18 protein-coding genes and 1 pseudogene are annotated in these 17,895 nt (G+C 65.6%); 7 read left to right on the top strand and 12 right to left on the bottom strand.

Annotated features, from left to right (window positions below):
- Window positions 1–179: 179 nt before the first annotated feature.
- The 4 genes and pseudogenes from AC3WT0_RS17540 to AC3WT0_RS17555 all read left to right on the top strand — a co-directional run.
- Window positions 180–443 carry a winged helix-turn-helix domain-containing protein gene (locus AC3WT0_RS17540; RefSeq protein ID WP_492754732.1) on the top strand — a complete coding sequence of 88 codons (264 nt, stop codon included), beginning with the start codon at window positions 180–182 and terminating at the stop codon, window positions 441–443.
- A 51-nt stretch (window positions 444–494) separates the two neighbouring features.
- Window positions 495–2,027, top strand: coding sequence for an acyl-CoA synthetase (locus tag AC3WT0_RS17545; RefSeq protein WP_492754733.1), 1,533 nt, complete (start codon window positions 495–497; stop codon window positions 2,025–2,027).
- Window positions 2,028–2,093: 66 nt separating this feature from the next.
- Complete coding sequence (locus AC3WT0_RS17550) at window positions 2,094–2,879, top strand: crotonase/enoyl-CoA hydratase family protein (protein WP_492754734.1); 786 nt, start codon at window positions 2,094–2,096, stop codon at window positions 2,877–2,879.
- Window positions 2,880–3,132: 253 nt separating this feature from the next.
- Window positions 3,133–4,104: pseudogene (locus tag AC3WT0_RS17555) on the top strand (Gfo/Idh/MocA family protein); the annotation flags it as partial.
- A 109-nt stretch (window positions 4,105–4,213) separates the two neighbouring features.
- On the opposite strand, the gene AC3WT0_RS17560 reads toward AC3WT0_RS17555, so the two are convergent.
- From AC3WT0_RS17560 to leuA, 7 genes are all read right to left on the bottom strand, one after another.
- A complete protein-coding gene (locus AC3WT0_RS17560) occupies window positions 4,214–5,989 on the bottom strand; it encodes a tetratricopeptide repeat protein (RefSeq protein WP_492754735.1) in 1,776 nt (591 codons plus the stop codon).
- A 74-nt stretch (window positions 5,990–6,063) separates the two neighbouring features.
- Window positions 6,064–6,960, bottom strand: a complete 897-nt coding sequence (locus AC3WT0_RS17565; protein ID WP_492754736.1) for a sigma-70 family RNA polymerase sigma factor — start codon at window positions 6,958–6,960, stop codon at window positions 6,064–6,066.
- Window positions 6,947–7,411 carry a carboxymuconolactone decarboxylase family protein gene (locus AC3WT0_RS17570; protein WP_492754737.1) on the bottom strand — a complete coding sequence of 155 codons (465 nt, stop codon included), beginning with the start codon at window positions 7,409–7,411 and terminating at the stop codon, window positions 6,947–6,949. Before AC3WT0_RS17570 ends, AC3WT0_RS17565 begins: the two co-directional genes overlap by 14 nt.
- Window positions 7,412–7,520: 109 nt before the next feature.
- Complete coding sequence (locus tag AC3WT0_RS17575) at window positions 7,521–8,042, bottom strand: phosphoribosyltransferase (protein ID WP_492754738.1); 522 nt, start codon at window positions 8,040–8,042, stop codon at window positions 7,521–7,523.
- Window positions 8,039–9,052, bottom strand: a complete 1,014-nt coding sequence (locus AC3WT0_RS17580; protein WP_492754739.1) for an adenosine deaminase — start codon at window positions 9,050–9,052, stop codon at window positions 8,039–8,041. The genes AC3WT0_RS17575 and AC3WT0_RS17580 overlap by 4 nt, the downstream gene beginning before the upstream one ends.
- Window positions 9,053–9,122: 70 nt before the next feature.
- Window positions 9,123–9,347, bottom strand: a complete 225-nt coding sequence (locus tag AC3WT0_RS17585) for a hypothetical protein (protein WP_492754740.1) — start codon at window positions 9,345–9,347, stop codon at window positions 9,123–9,125.
- A 132-nt stretch (window positions 9,348–9,479) separates the two neighbouring features.
- Entirely contained in the window at window positions 9,480–11,156 is a 1,677-nt protein-coding gene (gene leuA, locus AC3WT0_RS17590; RefSeq protein ID WP_492754741.1) for a 2-isopropylmalate synthase, read from the bottom strand.
- Between the two features lie 276 nt (window positions 11,157–11,432).
- Between leuA and AC3WT0_RS17595 the strand changes: the two genes are divergently transcribed.
- Window positions 11,433–11,825: a BLUF domain-containing protein gene (locus AC3WT0_RS17595; RefSeq protein WP_492754742.1), complete on the top strand. Its 393-nt coding sequence runs from the start codon at window positions 11,433–11,435 to the stop codon at window positions 11,823–11,825.
- A 53-nt stretch (window positions 11,826–11,878) separates the two neighbouring features.
- Here the strand turns inward: AC3WT0_RS17595 and AC3WT0_RS17600 are convergent, their stop codons facing one another.
- Window positions 11,879–12,526: a YceI family protein gene (locus tag AC3WT0_RS17600; RefSeq protein WP_492754743.1), complete on the bottom strand. Its 648-nt coding sequence runs from the start codon at window positions 12,524–12,526 to the stop codon at window positions 11,879–11,881.
- A 301-nt stretch (window positions 12,527–12,827) separates the two neighbouring features.
- On the opposite strand from AC3WT0_RS17600, the gene AC3WT0_RS17605 reads away from it, so the two are divergent.
- On the top strand, window positions 12,828–13,091 hold the full coding sequence (locus tag AC3WT0_RS17605) for a hypothetical protein (protein WP_492754744.1): 264 nt from the start codon (window positions 12,828–12,830) through the stop codon (window positions 13,089–13,091).
- A gap of 462 nt (window positions 13,092–13,553) precedes the next feature.
- A complete protein-coding gene (locus AC3WT0_RS17610; RefSeq protein WP_492754745.1) occupies window positions 13,554–13,967 on the top strand; it encodes a hypothetical protein in 414 nt (137 codons plus the stop codon).
- A gap of 154 nt (window positions 13,968–14,121) precedes the next feature.
- On the opposite strand, the gene ilvC is transcribed toward AC3WT0_RS17610, so the two are convergent.
- The 4 genes from ilvC to AC3WT0_RS17630 all read right to left on the bottom strand — a co-directional run bounded on the left by ilvC (window position 14,122) and on the right by AC3WT0_RS17630 (window position 17,812).
- Window positions 14,122–15,141: a ketol-acid reductoisomerase gene (gene ilvC, locus AC3WT0_RS17615; RefSeq protein WP_492754746.1), complete on the bottom strand. Its 1,020-nt coding sequence runs from the start codon at window positions 15,139–15,141 to the stop codon at window positions 14,122–14,124.
- 93 nt (window positions 15,142–15,234) lie between these two features.
- On the bottom strand, window positions 15,235–15,750 hold the full coding sequence (gene ilvN, locus AC3WT0_RS17620; RefSeq protein ID WP_492754764.1) for an acetolactate synthase small subunit: 516 nt from the start codon (window positions 15,748–15,750) through the stop codon (window positions 15,235–15,237).
- Window positions 15,750–16,064 (bottom strand): hypothetical protein, encoded by a 315-nt coding sequence (locus tag AC3WT0_RS17625; protein ID WP_492754747.1) that lies wholly within the window; start codon window positions 16,062–16,064, stop codon window positions 15,750–15,752. The genes ilvN and AC3WT0_RS17625 overlap by 1 nt, the downstream gene beginning before the upstream one ends.
- Window positions 16,064–17,812, bottom strand: a complete 1,749-nt coding sequence (locus AC3WT0_RS17630; RefSeq protein ID WP_492754748.1) for an acetolactate synthase 3 large subunit — start codon at window positions 17,810–17,812, stop codon at window positions 16,064–16,066. Before AC3WT0_RS17630 ends, AC3WT0_RS17625 begins: the two co-directional genes overlap by 1 nt.
- Between the last annotated feature and the right edge of the window lie 83 nt (window positions 17,813–17,895).

Genomic DNA, 17,895 nt, shown 5'->3' on the forward strand with positions numbered 1-17,895 from the left:
AGGGTGCTTTACCGGGCAGTCTCGCATTCGTGGACGGGGCGGTCGAATCGATCGAATTTGCGGCAATGCGGATGGCCTCCGCCTGCGCTGCCGGTGCCTGTTCGCCCGAGGAACTGGCGGCCTGGATTGTTTGCGTCGCGCGCCCAGCACCAATCCGGTGCGGCGGAATCGAGATCGATATGGTCGATCGCAGCGTGCGGCGCGAGGGGCTAGCGGTGCCATTGCTCGCGCGCGAATATCGGCTGCTGCTTCATCTCGCGCGGCGCGACGGCGAGTGCGTGTCGCGGTGCGATCTGCTTGCAGCGGTGTGGGGGCTACGCTTCGATCCGGGCACCAATGTCGTCGCGGTGCACGTCTCGCGGCTGCGCGCCCGTCTTGACCGGGGCTTTGCGACCTCGGCGATCGAAACGGTGAAAGGCGTCGGCTACCGGCTTGTCGGCTGAGCGATTCTCGTTCTACCTTCCCGCCATAACAGCCGGAAAGGCGAAGAGAGGATGCACCCAAGTCGTCATGCGGCGGCCGGGCCGGACAAGGCGGCGCTGATCGTCGCGGAGACCGGCGAGACGGTCAGCTACGCCGAACTCGATGCGCGATCGAACCGCGCCGCCCACCTGTTCCGCCGCGAGGGGCTGGCGCGGGGGGACGTGATCGCGATCTTCCTCGAAAACCATCCGCGCTATTATGAGATCGCCTGGGGCGCGCAGCGCGCCGGGCTGTTCTTCGTCTGCGTGCCGGCGAAGCTCACCGCGCCTGAAGTCGATTATATCCTTGCGGACAGTGGCGCGAAGCTGCTCGTCACGTCGCCCGCATTGGCGGGGGTGGCGCGCGCGCTGCAGAGCGAGGCGAAGCGCTACATGGTCGGCGGCGTCGAACCCGGCTTTGCCAGCTGGGAAGAGGCGGCGGCGGAGATGCCCGACACGCCGATCGCCGACGAGAGCGCCGGGGTGGACATGCTCTATTCGTCGGGCACCACGGGCAAGCCCAAGGGCGTGCGCGTCGCGCTGCCCGACCCGCCCGAGATCGATGCGCCCAATGTGCTCGCGATGCTTGCCTCGGCGCTTTATGGCTTCGGCCCCGACACGTGCTATCTGAGCCCCGCGCCGCTCTATCATGCCGCGCCGCTGCGCTGGAGCATGTCAGTGCACCGGCTGGGCGGTACGGTTGTGATGATGCAGCATTTCGATCCCGAGGCGGCGCTGGAGGCGATCGAGCGCTACGGCATCACGCACAGCCAGTGGGTGCCGACGCATTTCATCCGGATGCTCAAGCTGCCGGGCGACGTGCGCTCGCGGCACGACCTGTCGTCGCTGAAAGTCGCGATCCATGCGGCCGCGCCATGCCCAGTCCCCGTCAAGCAGGCGATGATCGACTGGTGGGGTCCGGTGATCCACGAATATTATGCCGGGTCCGAAGGCAATGGCATGACCGTGATCGGCCCCGAGGACTGGCTGGCGCATCCCGGATCGGTCGGGCGTGCGGTGCACGGCATCGCGCATGTCTGCGGCGAGGACGGCGAGGAATTGCCGCGCGGCGAGGAAGGGCTAATCTTCTTCGAAAGCCCGACGCAGTTCGAATATCATAACGACCCTACCAAGACCGCCGACAGCCGCAACGCCATGGGCTGGTCGACGCTGGGCGATGTCGGCCGGATGGATGGCGACGGCTTCCTCTATCTCACCGACCGCAAGAGTTTCATGATCATCTCCGGCGGGGTGAACATCTATCCGCAGGAAATCGAGAATCTGATCATCACGCATCCGCGCGTCGCCGATGTCGCGGTGATCGGCGCGCCGCACGAGGATATGGGCGAGCAGGTGGTGGCGGTGGTCCAGCCCGCCGACATGGCCGAGGCCGGCGAGGCGCTGGCTGCAGAGCTGACGGCCTATTGCCGTCAGAGCCTGTCTGGCGTGAAGACGCCGAAGCGGATCGACTTCATGGCCGAATTGCCGCGCCACCCCACCGGCAAGCTCTACAAACGACTGCTGCGTGACCGCTACTGGGGCAAGGCGGACAGCCGTATCGTATGAAGCGGCGCCGGCCCGCGCCGCGAAATGCGCCATCAGCGCATTTCCGAACAGAAAGAAGGAGACTCCGTGACCGACCGCGTGACCATCAGCATCGACGCCGGCGTCGCCGATGTCAGGTTCAACCGCCCCGACAAGATGAACGCGCTCGACCCGGCGATGTTCGCGGGGATCGAGACGGCGCTGGCGCAGCTGCGCGACACGCCGGGGCTGCGCGCGGTAGTGCTGTCGGGCGAGGGGCGGGCCTTTTGTGCCGGGCTCGACATGGCGAGCTTCGCCAATATCGGCGCGGATGCGGGCGACATCACCGATCGCACGCACGGCATCTCCAACCTGTTCCAACATGTCTCGATGGGCTGGCGCGAATTGCCGGTGCCGGTGATCGCGGCAGTGCATGGCGTGGCCTTTGGCGGCGGTTTCCAGATCATGCTGGGATCGGACATCCGCATCGCCGCGCCCGATACGCGGCTGTCGATCATGGAGATCAAATGGGGCCTCGTCCCCGATATGGGCGGGATCGCGCTGCTCCGCACGCTGACCCGCGACGATGTGGCGCGCGAGTTGACCTATACCGGGCGGCAGGTGAGCGGCGATGAAGCCGCCGCGCTCGGCCTCGTCACGCGCGTGTCGGTCGATCCGATGGCCGAGGCGATGGCGCTGGCCCGCGAGATCGCAGGAAAGAGTCCCGATGCTGTGCGCGGCGCGAAGCGGCTGTTCAATGCGGCCGCCGACGATGACGCCGCGGCGATCCTCGTCGCGGAGAGCGTCGAGCAGCTGAAGCTCATGCGCACGCCCAATCAGGTTGAGGCGGTGATGGCGAACATGCAGAAGCGCGTTCCGGTCTTCCGCGACTAGGGCAGGCAGCGTGACGCTGCCTTCTGTAGGGAATGTCGGAAAACTGCCATTTCTCTTCGTGGAAGTTGACAAAGTTGAGAGGCTGGAACCCGTTTCTCAACTTCAAGCGTGGTCGGCGATGTCAAAGAGCCGTGGCGCGGTCGCAGAGGAACAGCGTAGCATTCGCCGCTCACTGTAGGACAGCATCGATATTCGGGAGAGCGGCATGAGCGAGTGGAGCAGACGCGAAGTGGTGGCGGGCGCGGGGACGCTGATGGCGCTGGGTGCCGGGGATGGCAGGGCGGCCGCTGAGACCGCGCCGCGCAAGCTGGGTTATGCGATCGTCGGGCTTGGCGGCTATGGCCTCGGCATCATCATCCCGCAATTCGCCAATTGCGCGCACAGCCGGCTGGTCGGGCTGGTCAGCGGCGATCCGGCCAAGGCGAAGCGCGTCGCGGCCCAATATGGCGTGCCCGAACGCAGCATCTATAATTACGAGAATTTCGACAGCATCCGCGACAATCCGGACATCGACATCGTCTATGTCTGCCTGCCCAATTCGATGCATGCCGAATATGTGATCCGCGCCGCGAAAGCGGGCAAGCATGTGATGTGCGAAAAGCCGATGGCAATGAACGTCGGTGAATGCGAGGCGATGATCGCGGCATGCCGAGCCGCGAACCGCAAGCTGATGATCGGCTACCGCTGCCATTTCGAGGCCTACAATCTGGAAGCGCGCCGCCGCGCGCGCGCCGGAGAGATTGGCAGGCTGCGCTATTTCCGGTCCGAACATGCCTTCGTCCAGACCGATCCCGCGCTCTGGCGGCTGAAGAACGCCTATGCCGGCGGCGGATCGCTGATGGATTACGGTATCTACGCGCTGCAGGCCGCGCGCTACATGACGGCGGAAGAGCCGTTGGCGGTCTATGCCAAGGAATCGACCGATCGCAGCGATCCGCGCTTCCACGAAGTCGAGGACCGGATCGAATTCGAGCTCGAATTCCCGTCGGGCGTGATCGCGTCCTGCATGTCCGGCTACAGCGCCGATCAGAACCATATCCTGCTGATGGGCGACAAGGGGCGAATCGAGCTGGAGCCGGGGACTTTCTACAGCGGCAACCGCATGTGGGTTGGCGACGGACGCAGCACCGAGATCACGCCGCCGCCGGGGCCGGGCAAGACGCAATGGTCGGGCCAGCTCGACCATCTTTCGGAGTGCATCATGCACGACCGCGAGCCGATCGTGGGCGGCGAGGAAGGGCTGCGCGACATGCGGATCATCGAGGCGATCTATCGATCCGCGCGAGCAGCGCCGCATCACTCTCGCAGCCTGACCCCGGTGCGGTCGAGGTTGCTTATAGCCGCTCCATCCGCAGCCAGCCCGCATTGCCGACCCAGGCCTTGCCAAGCGCCTGACGCGCGGCGGCGGCCTCGAGGCGGCGGCCCTGCGCCTGCTCGCTCTGTGCGAGGCCGTAAAGCGCCCATCCGCTGTGCGGTTGCTGGACGAGCGCGGCGCGGAAGGCCTGGCTCGCCTCGTCATAGCGGCCGGCCTTGTAGAGCGCCGCGCCGAGCGACTGGTTGACCGGATAATACCAGTAAGGCGGCTCCTGATACGGGACGCGGCGCTCGATCGCGATCGCGTCGCGGTAAAGCGCCGCTGCATCGTCGTAGCGCCCCGATGCGAAGGCGAAGCGGCCGCGCGCGACGGTTTCGGCGAGCGTCAGCAGATCGGGCGCGGGCACGCCCTGCGCGATCATGTCGGCGAAGGCGCTCGATTGGCGGAGCGATGCGATCGCCGCGATTTCCCGATCGAAGCCGGGGCGGTCGCGCTGTTCGGCGCGGGCGACGGCGCGTGCATAATGGCGCATCGCGACCGCATAGGGCAGGCGGGCATCGGGTGCAGGCATGGCGAGGATCGCGGCGGGGGAAGCGAACTGCGCCATCGCCAGATAGGGCGCGGCATCGATCGCCTGTATCCAGGCGAACTTCGCCGAGGTGGCGGGATCGAGAATGGTGCGCAGCCGACGCGCCTCGGCGATGGCGGTGCGCATGTCGCCGGCCATCTGCGCCGAGGTGACGATGAAATGGACGTTGTGCGGATAATAGCCGTAGCGGACGAGGCCGCTATCGCCGGCGCTGCGGATATAGGCTTCGTCGGCGCGCGCGGCGGCGATGTTGACGCGCATCGAATCCGGATAGCGGCCGACGACATAGTAGATGTGCGCCGGCATGTGGACGAGGTGCCCGGCGCTGGGCGCGACGGGGCGGGAGAGGCGATCGGCGGCGGCCTCGGCACGGTGCGGGTCCGCGCTGTTCTCCATGAGGTGGACGTAGAGATGCGCTGCCTGCGGATGAGCGGGATTGCGCGCGAGCACGGTCTCGACGAGGCGCACGGCTTCTCCGCTGCGGCCGACGGGGGTGCGCTTGTCGGCTTCCCAGTAATTCCAGGGGGTGGTGTCCATTGCGGCTTCGGCAGTGAGCACGGAGACGTCGTCGTCCGCCGGGAAGCGGCGCGCGACGTCGAGCATCGCATCGGCATAGGCGGCGTCGAGCGCCGCGCGATCGGCCGCCGGATCGCGCGAATAGCGACGGCCGATCGCTGCGATCAGCGCCTGTTCGAGTGGCGGGGCGTTGGCGCTCAGCGCCTGTGCGCGGTCCATCGCCTTCAGCGCGGCATCGCGATCGCGATCGTCCATCGGCGCGTTGATATTGGGGCCGAGCGCCATCGCCTCGCCCCACCAGCACAGCGCGCAGCCGGGATCGAGGCGCTGCGCCTCGCGGAACGAACGCACCGCGCCGGCATGGTTGAAGCCGTAGGTGAGCAGCAGCCCCTGATTGAAGTAGCGGGCAGCCTCCTCGCTCTTCGTACTGACCGGAAAGCGGGGCCTGGAGAGATCGGGATAGAGGGGAATTACGGCTGGTTCTGCACTGGCCGCCATCGCCGCCGTCGAGGCGAGGATCAGGGCCTGCCGGAGCGCGTTGTTGCCGCCGTCGCCTCCGCACAGCAAGGCCGCCTGTCGCGTCGGATCGAGCATTGCGAGCGCTTCGGGCGAAATCGACAGCCCCGGTGCGAAGCTGGCGAGGAAGAAGGCGGCCCCGGCGGACAGCAATTTATGGGCGGGGATGCGCATCACTCTCTCCGGCTGGAGGGATAGGAGTACTGACGCGACCTTTGTTGTCCTTCTATCAGGCACCAGCCGCAGCCTCAATGTGCTGGTGTGCCTGGCGGTTCGAGCGCGGCGACGATGTGGCGCAGCTTTTCCGGGTTGCGCGTCATGTAGATGGCAGCGACCTTGCCCTCGCGAAGGTCGAGCGCGGTGGTCTGGAGCACGCCCATCGCGTCGCGGCTGATGAAGCCCGGCATGCCGTCGATCGAGACGACGCGCACCAGTTCGCCGAAGCGGCGATGCTTGCGCGCCAGCCCGGCAAACAGGCGGAGCGCGCGATCCAGACCCCGGATGATGTTGAGAAAGGCGATGACGCGGCCGCCACCGTCCGAATGGAGTTGGACGTCGTCGGCGAGCATTGCCCTGAGCGTCGCGAGATCGCCGTCGCGCGCGGCCGCGAAGAAAGCGCCGGCGATGCGATCGGCCTCGCTGCGCTCGATCCGGTAGCGCGGGCGCGCATCATGGACATGCTTGCGCGCCCGCGCGGCGAGCTGGCGCACCGCCGCCGGATCGCGATCGAGGCTGGTCGCGACCTCGCCCAGCGGCATGTCGAACACGTCGTGGAGCAGGAAGGCGGCGCGCTCGAGCGGCGAGAGACGTTCGAGCGCGAGCATCAGCGACATGGTGACATCGTCGGCCATGTCTTCCTCCAGATCCTCGGTCGTGCCCATCAACGGCTCGGGTAGCCAGGCGCCGACATAGGTCTCGCGCCGTGCTCGCGCGGATTTCATGCGATCGAGGCAGAGGCGCGTGACGATGCGCGTCAGATAGGCGGCAGGCGCGTCGACCGATTCCCCGGTCCGCGCCCAGCGCAGCCAGGCATCCTGCACGACATCCTCGGCCTCGGCGACCGACGCGGTCATGCGATAGGCGAGGCGCAGCAGGCGGGGCCGCTGCGCCTCGAAATCCTCAAGGCGGCCCTCAGGCGGCAGCACGCGGCTCGCTCACCGGATGCGGGGCGCGGAAGCCAACCATCAGCCGGTTCCAGACGTTGATCGCGCCGATCAGCAGCGTGAGCTGGACCTGCTCGGCTTCGCTGAACTGCTCCTTCAGCGGCGCATAATCGGCGTCGGGTGCGTGGGTGTCGGCGAGGCGGGTGAGCGTCTCGGTCCAGCCGAGCGCGGCACGCTCGCGATCGCTGTAGAGCGAGGATTCGCGCCATGCGGGGAGCATGTAGAGGCGAAGCTCGGTTTCGCCGCCCTTGCGCAGCTCGGTCGAATGCATGTGGATGCAATAGGCGCAGCCGTTCATCTGCGAGGCGCGCAGGCGAACCAGCTCGGCAAGGCTGGGCTCGATCGCGCTGCCCTCGAAGCTCTTTTCGAACGCCATCATCGCCTTGATCTGTTCGGGGGCGAGCGTGTGCGGATTGCGGATACGCGGTGTCATGGTCAGTCTCCCGGCGCGCACCATGCGCGCTTACCGACAAGACGAGACGGCAGCGGCGAGTGTGACATGGGCCGGCGCCCGCCGCGAAACTTTTTTATGGGTGGGCGGCTCAGGCGACCTGATTGTGGACGATCGCGGCTTCGACCAGCGCTTCCTCGCGATCCGCCATCGCTTCCCACGGGAAGACGAACCAGCTCTTCTCCTCGTCGCGGTCGATGGTGCGCGCGCGATAGTCGACCGTCTCGATCGATCGGATATTGTCGATCAGCACGGCGAAGCGGAGGTTGGGCGCGTCGCCCCCGGCGGCGGCGATCGCCTTGCGCAGATAGGCGAGCGTGCGGCCAGAATCGTTGATGTCGTCGACGATCAGGATGCGCGTGCCGGCGGCGGTGCTCGCCGCGAGCCTGGCGAGCAGCTCGTCGCCGAAGGTCGGGACGTGGCTGGAATGATCGACCGAGAGCAGGGGGATGCCCGTCGCGTGGCTGAGATAGACGGCAGGGGTCAGGCCGCCGCGCCCGATGCCGACGAGGAAATCGGGCCGCCAGTCATCGGCCTTGAGCAGCGTGGCGAGCGCGCGGACATCGGCGACGAAGCGATCATGCCCGATATAGGCAAGGGGCGGGGTGCTCATGCGGCGGCGGCCTCATAGGCGTCGATCGCAGCGATGTGGCGTGCGATGTCTGCGGCGGGCAGGAAGGATCCCGTGAAGCTGTTGCGCGCGAGCGCCGCCATCTGCGCGCGGCCGACCAGCCCTGCGGCGGCGATCGCGCGGAAATTGTCGTTCACATAGCCGCCGAAATAGGCGGGATCGTCCGAATTGACCGTGGCGGCGAGGCCGAGGTCGAGCATGCGCGCGATCGGGTGGCGCGCCATATCGTCGACCACGCACAGCTTGAGGTTGGAGAGGGGGCAGACGGTGAGCGTCATGCCCTCTGCCGCGAGCCGCGCGACGAGCGCCGCATCCTCGAGCGACCGGTTGCCATGGTCGAGCCGGTCGATGGCAAGCAGATCGAGCGCCTCATGGACATAGGCGGGCGGGCCTTCCTCGCCGGCATGGGCGACGCGCTTCAGCCCCATTTCGCCGGCGCGGGCGAAGACGCGCGCGAATTTGGACGGCGGGTGGCCAAGCTCGCTCGAATCGAGACCGACCCCGGCGATGCGATCGAGCCAGGGCTCGGCCTCGGCCAGCGTCGCGAAGGCCGCATCCTCGTCGAGATGGCGGAGGAAGCAGAGGATCAGTTGCGACGAGACGCCATGTCGGTCGCCGGCCTCGCGCATCGCGGCGAGCAGCCCACTGGCGACGGTGGCGAAGGGGATGCCGCGCGCGGTATGCGTCTGCGGATCGAAGAAGATTTCGGCATGGCGCACATTGTCGGCGGCGGCGCGATCGAAATAGGCGGCGGCGAGGTCGCGGAAATCCTCCTCGGTGCGCAGCACGTCGGCGCCGGCATAATAGATGTCGAGGAAATCCTGGAGCCGCGTGAAGCTGTAGGCGGCGCGCACCTCTTCGACCGAAGCGAAGGGGATAGCGACACGATTGCGCCGCGCGAGCGCGAACATCATCTCGGGCTCAAGGCTGCCCTCGATATGCAGATGTAGTTCGGCCTTGGGCAGACCGGCAATATAGTCGTCGTCGGTCATTCCACGTCACCCGGCCAGCACTTGATCCCCCGATCCTAGCAGGCCGGGCGACGTGGCGACAGCCGGCGCGCTAGCGGCGCTTGGCGCTTTCGGCGGCCCATTCGGATGCCGTCTTGCAGACCTTGCGGGCCTTGACCATCGTACCGTTCTGGCCGGTCGCATCGAACTTGCGGCGGCAGATTTCCTTCTCGTCATCAGCCTCGACGTCCGCGACTTCCGTCGGCTTCGACGTGGCTACGGATGCGACGGCTGCCGGCTCGGGCGAGAGCATGGCCAACAGAAACACTTCGATCACAGCGATTCTCCCCTGCTGATAGCTGTAAGAAAATCATCACATCGATCATTGTGCAACTGCGAAAATTACATCTGAACGGGCGCGATTGTCATCTGACGGCACGATAGTTGCCGGATTGCCGCACTCCGGCAATCAAACAGAAACAAGCCTGTTTGCAGCGCTGAGCACCGCGCGCACCGATGCCGTCGCCACATCGCTGTCGACGCCGGCGCCAAAGATGACGCGCCCTTCGCGGGTGCGGCATTCGACATAGGCGGCGGCCTGCGCGCCCGCGCCGTGACCGATCGCATGCTCGCTATAGTCCGAGACGTCGAGATCGATGCCATAGGCGTCGCTGAGCGCGTCGAGCACCGACGAGATCAGGCCGTTGCCGTGCCCGCTGACCGAGCGTTCGGCGCCGTCGCTGATGATCTTGCCGACGAACAGGCGGCTGCCGCCCACGCCCGGCGCGTGCGTTTCCTGATAGTCGACGAGGGTGAAGCGCGTGGCCTCGCCTTCCAGATAGACGCGCTCGAACAGCGCGGAAATATCCTCGGCGGTCAGCTCGCGGCTCGTCTCGTCGGCCAGCGCCTGGACGTGGCGGCTGAAATCGGCCTGCATCCGCTTGGGCAGCTTCAGCCCCTTGTCCTGCTCGAGCACCCAGGCGACGCCGCCCTTGCCCGACTGCGAATTGACGCGGATCACCGCTTCGTAGCTGCGGCCGAGATCGGCGGGGTCGATCGGCAGATAGGGGACTTCCCAGATCTGGTCGTTGCGCGCTTCCTGCGCCGCGAAACCCTTCTTGATCGCATCCTGGTGGCTGCCGGAAAAGGCAGTGAACACCAGATCGCCCGCATAGGGGTGGCGCGGGTGGACGGGCAGCGCGTTGCAATATTCGACGGTCTGGATGACCTCGTCGATGTCCGAGAAATCGAGCCCGGGATTGACGCCCTGCGTGTACATGTTGAGCGCGACGGTGACGAGATCGACATTGCCCGTGCGCTCGCCATTGCCGAACAGGCAGCCCTCGACGCGATCGGCGCCGGCAAGCAGGCCGAGCTCGGTCGCGGCGACGCCGGTGCCGCGGTCGTTATGCGTGTGGAGGCTGATCACCACGCTGTCGCGATTGGGGATGTGGCGCGCGAAATATTCGATCTGATCGGCATAGATGTTGGGCGTCGCCGCTTCGACCGTGGCCGGCAGGTTGAGGATCAGCGGCTTTTCGGGCGTGGGGCGCAGCACGTCCATCACCGCAGCGCAGACCTCGATCGAGAAATCGAGCTCGGCGGTCGAGAAGGTTTCGGGGCTATATTCGAAATGCCAGTCGGTGCCCGGCCGCCTGGCCGCCTCGTCGCGCAGGATCTTCGCGCCGTCGATCGCGATCTGACGGACTTCGGGACGCTCCATCTGGAAGACGATGCGCCGCCATGCGGGCGAGACCGCGTTGTAGAGGTGGACGATCGCGCGGTGGGCGCCCTCGAGGCTCTCGAAGCTCTTCTCGATCAGTTCGCGGCGCGACTGGGTGAGGACCTGCACCGTCACGTCATCGGGCACCCTTTCCGAGCGGACGAGGCCGCTGATGAAATCGAATTCGGTCGCGCCGGCGGAGGGGAAACCGACCTCGATCTCCTTGACGCCCAGCTTCACCAGCAGGTCGAAGAAGCGGCGCTTCTTCTCGCCGTCCATCGGATCGATGAGCGCCTGATTGCCGTCGCGCATATCGGTGGAGAGCCAGCGCGGCGCGCGCGTGATCGTGCGCGAGGGCCATTGGCGGTCAGGCAGGTCGACCTGCGGGAAGGGGCGGTATTTGAGGGACGGATCGGCGAGCATGATTCGGCTTTCGACCAGGATGCGCGGCGAGGTTGCCGGCTGGGTTGTCAGGGGGAAATGCCCTTAGGCGAAGTGCGCACCGTTACGGGCGCGCAACGAAGTCCGCGCCTAAGGGCGCGTAAGTCGAATAAGAAGAAGGCCGTTGATCGTCGCCATGTCTGCCCAACTCCTAACCGCGGCCGGCATTGAAAGTCCAGTGCGTTTCGACATTGATCCAGAGCAAGGACATGTCGCGCGCCGCGTGGCAGGTGGATGCAAAAGTTCGCACGAGAGCAAATGCGCCAGATCATCTACCGCAGCACCAGCACCGCGCCCGAGGGCCGCGCCATCGACCATGTGCCCGACATTCTGCGCGAAGCCGTGGAACGCAACGGCGTCGATGGCATCACCGGGCTGCTTTATGCGGAAAACCCCTTTTTCCTGCAGGTCATCGAAGGGCCGCCCGAAAGCGTCGCGCATCTGATGGCGCGGCTGGAATGCGACGCCCGCCATCGCGACATGACGATCCTCGTCGACCGCGAGATCGCGCGCCGCGAGTTCGGGGACTGGACGATGATCTACCGCGAGCGGCGCGGCGTGGACGATGATTTCGACGCGCGGATGCGCGTGCTGCTCGCCGGCGTATCGGTGGAGACGGTGCAGCATTTCAAGGCCTTGCACCCGGCCTGAGCGGAGGGGGAGGGGCGGCGCACATGTGGCGCGCCGCCCCCGGCAAGGTCGCGTTACCTGGCGAACGCGGCGTTGATGTGCAGCGCGACGGTGTCGGAAACCAGCGGCGCATAGAGGCCGAGGCCGAAATCGCTGCGCTTGATCGTGCCGGTCGCGCTGAAGCCGATATTGGCCTGCTTCGCGACGGGGTTCTCGCCCGCGCCCATGAAGATCGCCTGCAGCGTGACGGGCCTGGCGATGCCCTTGATCGTCAGCGTGCCGGTGACCGTCGCCTTGCCCTTGCCGGTCGGCGTGACTGCGGTCGACACGAAGGTCGCGGTGGGATTGCTGGCGGCGTCGAACAGTTCGGCCGACTTCAGATGATTGGCGAAGGGCGCTGCGGTGACGGCGATCTGATCGATCTGCATCGTCACCGAGACCTTGGCGGCCTTGAGGTTGGCGGGATCGATGGTGAGCGTGCCGGCGCTAACCGGGAACATGCCCTCCAGCATCGTGAAGCCCATATGGTTCACTTCCCAGGCGACCTGGGTGTGCATCGGATCGACCTGATAGGTGCCGGCGGCAACGGGCGTCGTCGCCTGGCCGGGCTGGTCGGCAATGGTCGGGATCGGCTGGGCGAAGAGCGGGGCGGCGAGGGCAAGGGCGACGGGGCCAAGCGCGGCGACCACGGCCGCGCGCGTGCGATGGTTGGAAAAGGTCATGCGTTCTCCGAGGGTTGGGGGCGGTCGGCGGCGCTTCATCGCCCGCCATTCCGCCCGGTCCCTTGCCGCGCGCGGATGCACGCGCACAATGGCCTAATCGGCAACACTGTGTTTCCGGTCAGGGGGTTAGGTCGCGTGGCCAAATTCGACACCGCTAAGCGGCGTGATCGGGGTGGAAAGCGGAATGGCTGCTTCAGGTGGCTAGGCGGCGTGGACAAATTCGAACGTCCGATTCCGTCCACTTGTGGACATTCCAGACACCAAGCACGATGCGAGCTAGACAAGCCACGAGGTGCTAACGGTGATCTGGCACTTCAAGAAGACAACCCCGCCGATGAAGGCGAGCGACCAGTGGCGTGTGACAGGGCTTGGTGGCGATTACGGCAGGGAATGGAGCGACCATTTGGCTGATGATGACCCAGTCCGGCGGGCTTATCTTGATTGGCTTGGCGGCTTCTTCTCGGGTTTAAGTCTCGCCGAGAACATCAACTTTTTCCGTGATCACGACTTCAATGTTTGCCGTGCGGCGCATGGATCAAATCTGTCGCGCTCACCCCGACGATGAGGTTTGCCACTCTGCACAAAAGGTCGCCGCCGAGCTTTTCTGACGATGGCGGCGGTGACCCGAACGTCCGCTGTCCGCCCCATTTCAGTCGTTTCAATCACTGTCGAATTTGTCCATGCGGCCCAAGATAAAGAACGGACTTTGAGAATTGCTTTTGAGTAAGGATTGCAGCCGTTCAACACGAAGGTTGGTAGAGAGGGAATGGTGGCAAGCATGATAGCTCTATACAGCGCACTGGCGTTGGCGGCGGCCCCGGCTGAGCAAATGGATGCTCCACCCCCTTCAATCCCTACGGCCCTTCCCACACCGCACAACGCCAAAGGCAAGGTCGTCGCCTGCGGACTGCCTGATACTCGCGTCTCAGTCCAATTCGACGGAACCTTGCAGGAAGACGTCGTTTGGATTTCTAGGACGGGATCACCTATCTCGCAATCTACGCTGACCTGTCTGGCTCGGGCCTCGGTGGCGACCAGCTACTACATCTACTTCCGCGACCCGTCCGTCCAGCGGCCATATGACGTCATTTACAGCCGCATCGGCGATCAGGCTGGCGTAGCGAGCGCCAGGGAATGGCTCCGCACGCGCGGTCTTCTCGACAAGCTGCCTGAGCCTGTCGAAGGCGAGCCCGCAGCCAAGTATGCGCAGGCGGTTGAAGCGTTCTGCGGAGTGAAACCCGGATCGCTTTTGGTGGCGTCGGACGATCACGCCATTACCTTTACTAAGGACGGATTGGGCCATCTTACCGCCGACGGCATCGAAGGCACTGCTGCCAACGAGACTCAATTCGAGTGTGTGATCAATGCCACCTCGGCTGCCGACCTGAAAGCGCACGGTCTATTTTTCGGGTTCATCGGAAACGCTGCCAAAGTCCAATAGACGGACGGTCCGCAATCCGCGTTACTCAAAAGCCTCGGCAATGTCCGCAAGTGGGGCCATTCCTGATTGCCCAAATTTGCCCACGCGAGCCAGAGACCTGCGGCGACAACAGGACTCCCCTCCGTTCAGGGGAGGGGAGTCCTGCCGGCAAGGGTCAGTTCTTCGTCTGGTCGACGAGCTTGTTGGCGCCGATCCACGGCATCATCGCGCGCAGTTCGCTGCCCACCGTTTCGATCTGGTGGCGCCTGGCGGCGATGCGGCTGGCCTTCAGTTCGGGCTGGCCGGCGCGGTTGTCGAGCACGAAGTCCTTCACGAAGCGGCCCGACTGGATGTCGGCGAGGACGCGCTTCATTTCCTTCTTCGTCTCTTCGGTGATGATGCGCGGGCCGGTCTTGATGTCACCATATTCGGCGGTGTTCGAGATCGAATAGCGCATGTTGGCGATGCCGCCCTCATACATCAGGTCGACGATCAGCTTGAGTTCGTGGAGGCACTCGAAATAGGCCATTTCGGGGGCGTAGCCCGCCTCGACCAGCGTTTCGAACCCGGCCTGCACCAGCGCGGTGGTGCCGCCGCACAGCACGGCCTGCTCGCCGAACAGGTCGGTCTCGCATTCCTCGCGGAAGTTGGTCTCGATGATGCCCGAGCGGCCGCCGCCGACGCCCGAGGCATAAGCGAGCGCGACGTCGTGCGCGTTGCCCGACGCATCCTGGTGGATGGCGATGAGGCAGGGGACGCCGCCGCCGCGCACATATTCGCTGCGCACCGTATGGCCGGGCCCCTTGGGCGCGATCATGATGACGTCGATGTCGGCAGGCGGCTCGATCAGCCCGAAATGGACGTTGAGGCCGTGGGCGAAGGCGAGCGCGGCGCCCGGCTTCATATTGCCCTTGATGTCGGCTTCGTAGATCGCGGCCTGATGTTCGTCGGGGGCGAGGATCATCAGGATGTCGGCCCATGCCGCCGCTTCCTTGTTGGGCAGCACCCTGAAGCCCGCGCCTTCGGCCTTGGCGGCCGAGGCCGAGCCGGGACGAAGCGCGATCGCGACTTCGCCGACGCCGCTGTCGCGCAGATTCTGCGCATGGGCGTGGCCCTGGCTGCCATAGCCGAGGATGGCGATCTTCTTGCCCTTGATCAGGCCCAGATCGGCATCGCGATCATAATAGACACGCATGTTCAAGCTCCTTGCAAAGCGTCCCTCGCCTGCGCTCGGGACGAACGTTTCGATTGAAGGCCACGCCCTTTCGGGGACGCGCCGGATGGGAAATCAGGCCGCCTCGCGCCCCCGCGTGATGGCGACGATGCCGGTGCGCGCGACCTCGACGAGGCCGACCTCGCGCATCAGCTCGACGAACTTGTCGATCTTCTCGGTCGCGCCGGTCACTTCAAAGACGAAGCTGCTCGTCGTCGCGTCGACCACGCGCGCGCGATAGACATCGGCGAGGCGCAGCGCCTCGATCCGGTGATCGCCCACGCCCGCGACCTTCACCAGCGCCAGTTCGCGTTCGACGTGGGGGCCGTGCGCGGTGAGATCGAGCACCTTGTGCACGGGCACCAGCCGGTCGAGCTGGGCGATGATCTGTTCGAGGACATGCGCCGAGCCGCTCGTCACGATCGTGATGCGGCTGATCTTCTGATCCTCGGTGATGTCGGCCACCGTCAGGCTCTCGATATTATAGCCGCGCGCGGTGAACATGCCCGCGATGCGCGCGAGGATGCCCGCCTCATTGTCGACGGTGACGGAGAGGGTGTGGCGCTCGGCGGCTTCCTGGCGGATATGCATCACGCCTTCTCCCGGTGCGGGGAGAGAGTGCCGATCATGTCGAAATGCCACGCATCCTCGCGCCAGCGGCGGATGTTGACCGCGAGGCCGAGGATGCGGCGCTCGAGGCTGTCGAGGACTTCGCCGACATAGCGGGGCGAGACGAGGACGCGATTGAAGCTCTCGTCGCCCAGATGCCAGTTCCTGTTGAAATGCACGATCCATTCGCTTTCATGTTCCGGCGTCTCGGTCCAGCCGATGAGTTCGCTGGTGCCGTTCGCCGCCTCGAAATGATAGGGCTCGGCGACGTGGAGATGCAGAGCCCGGCGGGTCATCAAACCAGCGCTTTCGCCTCATCGTCCATTTCGCCCGATACCTCGGCCTGATCGAGGATCATGTCGGTATGCGCGGCGCCGGAGGGGATCATCGGGAAGCAGTTGGCGAGCTTGGCGACGCGGCAGTCGACGAGCACGGGGCCATCGGCGGCGAGCATCGCGGCGATGCCGTCGTCAAGCTGATCGGGGCCCTCGATGCGGATGCCCGTCCAGCCATAGGCCTCCGCCAGCTTCACGAAATCGGGGAGCGCGTCGCTATAGCTCTCCGAATAGCGGCTGCTGTAGGTCAGTTCCTGCCACTGGCGGACCATCCCCATATATTCGTTGTTAAGGATGAAGAGCTTGACCGGCAGGCGATATTGCGTGGCGGTGCCCAGTTCCTGGATGTTCATCTGGATCGAGGCTTCGCCCGCGATGTCGATGACCAGCGCCCTGGGGTTGCCGAGCTGCGCGCCGATCGCGGCGGGCAGGCCATAGCCCATCGTGCCGAGCCCGCCCGAGGTGAGCCATTTGTTCGGCCCCTCGAAGTGGAAATGCTGCGCAGCCCACATCTGGTGCTGGCCGACCTCGGTGGTGATGATCGGCTGCTTATCCTTCGTCGCTTCCCACAGCGCGCGGATCGCATGCTGGGGCATGATCTCCTGCTTCGACGGGGCGAAGGACAGGCTCTTCTTCGCACGCCAGCCGTCGATCGTGCTCCACCAGCCCGCGAGATCAGGCTTGGGATGCTGGCGCGCCTTCCAGACGCGGACCATGTCTTCCAGCGCGTGGCCGACATCGGCGACCAGCGCCAGATCGACGCGGACATTCTTGTTGATCGACGAGCGATCGATATCGACGTGGATCTTGCGGCTGTTGGGGCTGAAGGCATCGAGCCGGCCCGTCACGCGATCGTCGAAGCGCGCGCCGAGGCACAGCATCAGATCGCAGTCGTGCATCGCCATATTGGCTTCGTAGGTGCCGTGCATCCCCAGCATCCCCAGCCATTGCGGCGATGAGGCATGCAGCGCGCCCAGCCCCATCAGCGTCGAGGTGACGGGCGCGCCGCTGATCCGCGCCAGTTCGCGCAGCAGCTGGCTGGCGGCGGGGCCGGCGTTGATGATGCCGCCGCCGGTGTAGAGGATCGGGCGCTCGGCCGCGGCCAGCATGTCGACGGCCTGCTCGATCAGCGCCTGGTCGGCCTTGACCTGCGGGCGATAGGTCTTGTGCTGGATCGCGCCGGGCTTCGCATAAGGCGCGGTGGCGACCTGCACGTCCTTCGGGATGTCGATGACGACGGGGCCGGGGCGGCCCGACGTCGCGATGTGGAACGCCTCGTGGATCACGCTGCCCAGCCTGCCCGGATCCTTGACCAGATAATTATGCTTGGTGACGTGGCGCGTGATGCCGATCGTGTCGGCTTCCTGGAAGGCATCGGTGCCGATCAGGTGCGTCGCGACCTGCCCGGTGATGACGACCATCGGGATCGAATCCATCAGCGCATCGGTGATGCCGGTGACCGCGTTGGTCGCGCCCGGGCCGGAGGTGACGAGCACCACGCCGGGCTTGCCGGTGGAACGGGCATAGCCCTCCGCCGCATGCGTCGCCGCCTGTTCGTGGCGGACGAGGATGTGGCGAATCCGCTTCTGCTTGAACAGCGCATCATAGATCGGAAGCACCGCGCCGCCCGGGTAGCCGAAGATCACTTCGACGCCCAGATCGACCAGAGCCTCGACCAATATGTCTGCCCCACTCAGTTCGCGTGCCATTGTCTTCCCTTGCGGCCGAATCCTTGTCGCGCCGCCGGTCGGCGAACGCAAGCGCGCCGCCTATTGGCAAGAAATGGGCGTGT

The organism is Sphingomonas sp. EU05-FHT14C10 (genome assembly GCF_058790595.1).

What these genes read in the sequence shown, in the direction of transcription:
- leuA (WP_492754741.1), bottom strand. Translation starts at nt 11,156, where the DNA reads ATGCTCGCCGATCCGTCCCTCAAATACCGCCCCTTCCCGCAGGTCGAC.
- AC3WT0_RS17600 (WP_492754743.1), bottom strand. Translation starts at nt 12,526, where the DNA reads ATGACCTTTTCCAACCATCGCACGCGCGCGGCCGTGGTCGCCGCGCTT.
- ilvN (WP_492754764.1), bottom strand. Translation starts at nt 15,750, where the DNA reads ATGCATATCCGCCAGGAAGCCGCCGAGCGCCACACCCTCTCCGTCACC.
- AC3WT0_RS17595 (WP_492754742.1), top strand. Translation starts at nt 11,433, where the DNA reads ATGCGCCAGATCATCTACCGCAGCACCAGCACCGCGCCCGAGGGCCGC.
- AC3WT0_RS17545 (WP_492754733.1), top strand. Translation starts at nt 495, where the DNA reads ATGCACCCAAGTCGTCATGCGGCGGCCGGGCCGGACAAGGCGGCGCTG.
- AC3WT0_RS17540 (WP_492754732.1), top strand. Translation starts at nt 180, where the DNA reads ATGGTCGATCGCAGCGTGCGGCGCGAGGGGCTAGCGGTGCCATTGCTC.
- AC3WT0_RS17625 (WP_492754747.1), bottom strand. Translation starts at nt 16,064, where the DNA reads ATGACCCGCCGGGCTCTGCATCTCCACGTCGCCGAGCCCTATCATTTC.
- AC3WT0_RS17570 (WP_492754737.1), bottom strand. Translation starts at nt 7,411, where the DNA reads ATGACACCGCGTATCCGCAATCCGCACACGCTCGCCCCCGAACAGATC.
- AC3WT0_RS17560 (WP_492754735.1), bottom strand. Translation starts at nt 5,989, where the DNA reads ATGCGCATCCCCGCCCATAAATTGCTGTCCGCCGGGGCCGCCTTCTTC.
- AC3WT0_RS17575 (WP_492754738.1), bottom strand. Translation starts at nt 8,042, where the DNA reads ATGAGCACCCCGCCCCTTGCCTATATCGGGCATGATCGCTTCGTCGCC.
- AC3WT0_RS17580 (WP_492754739.1), bottom strand. Translation starts at nt 9,052, where the DNA reads ATGACCGACGACGACTATATTGCCGGTCTGCCCAAGGCCGAACTACAT.
- ilvC (WP_492754746.1), bottom strand. Translation starts at nt 15,141, where the DNA reads ATGCGTGTCTATTATGATCGCGATGCCGATCTGGGCCTGATCAAGGGC.
- AC3WT0_RS17630 (WP_492754748.1), bottom strand. Translation starts at nt 17,812, where the DNA reads ATGGCACGCGAACTGAGTGGGGCAGACATATTGGTCGAGGCTCTGGTC.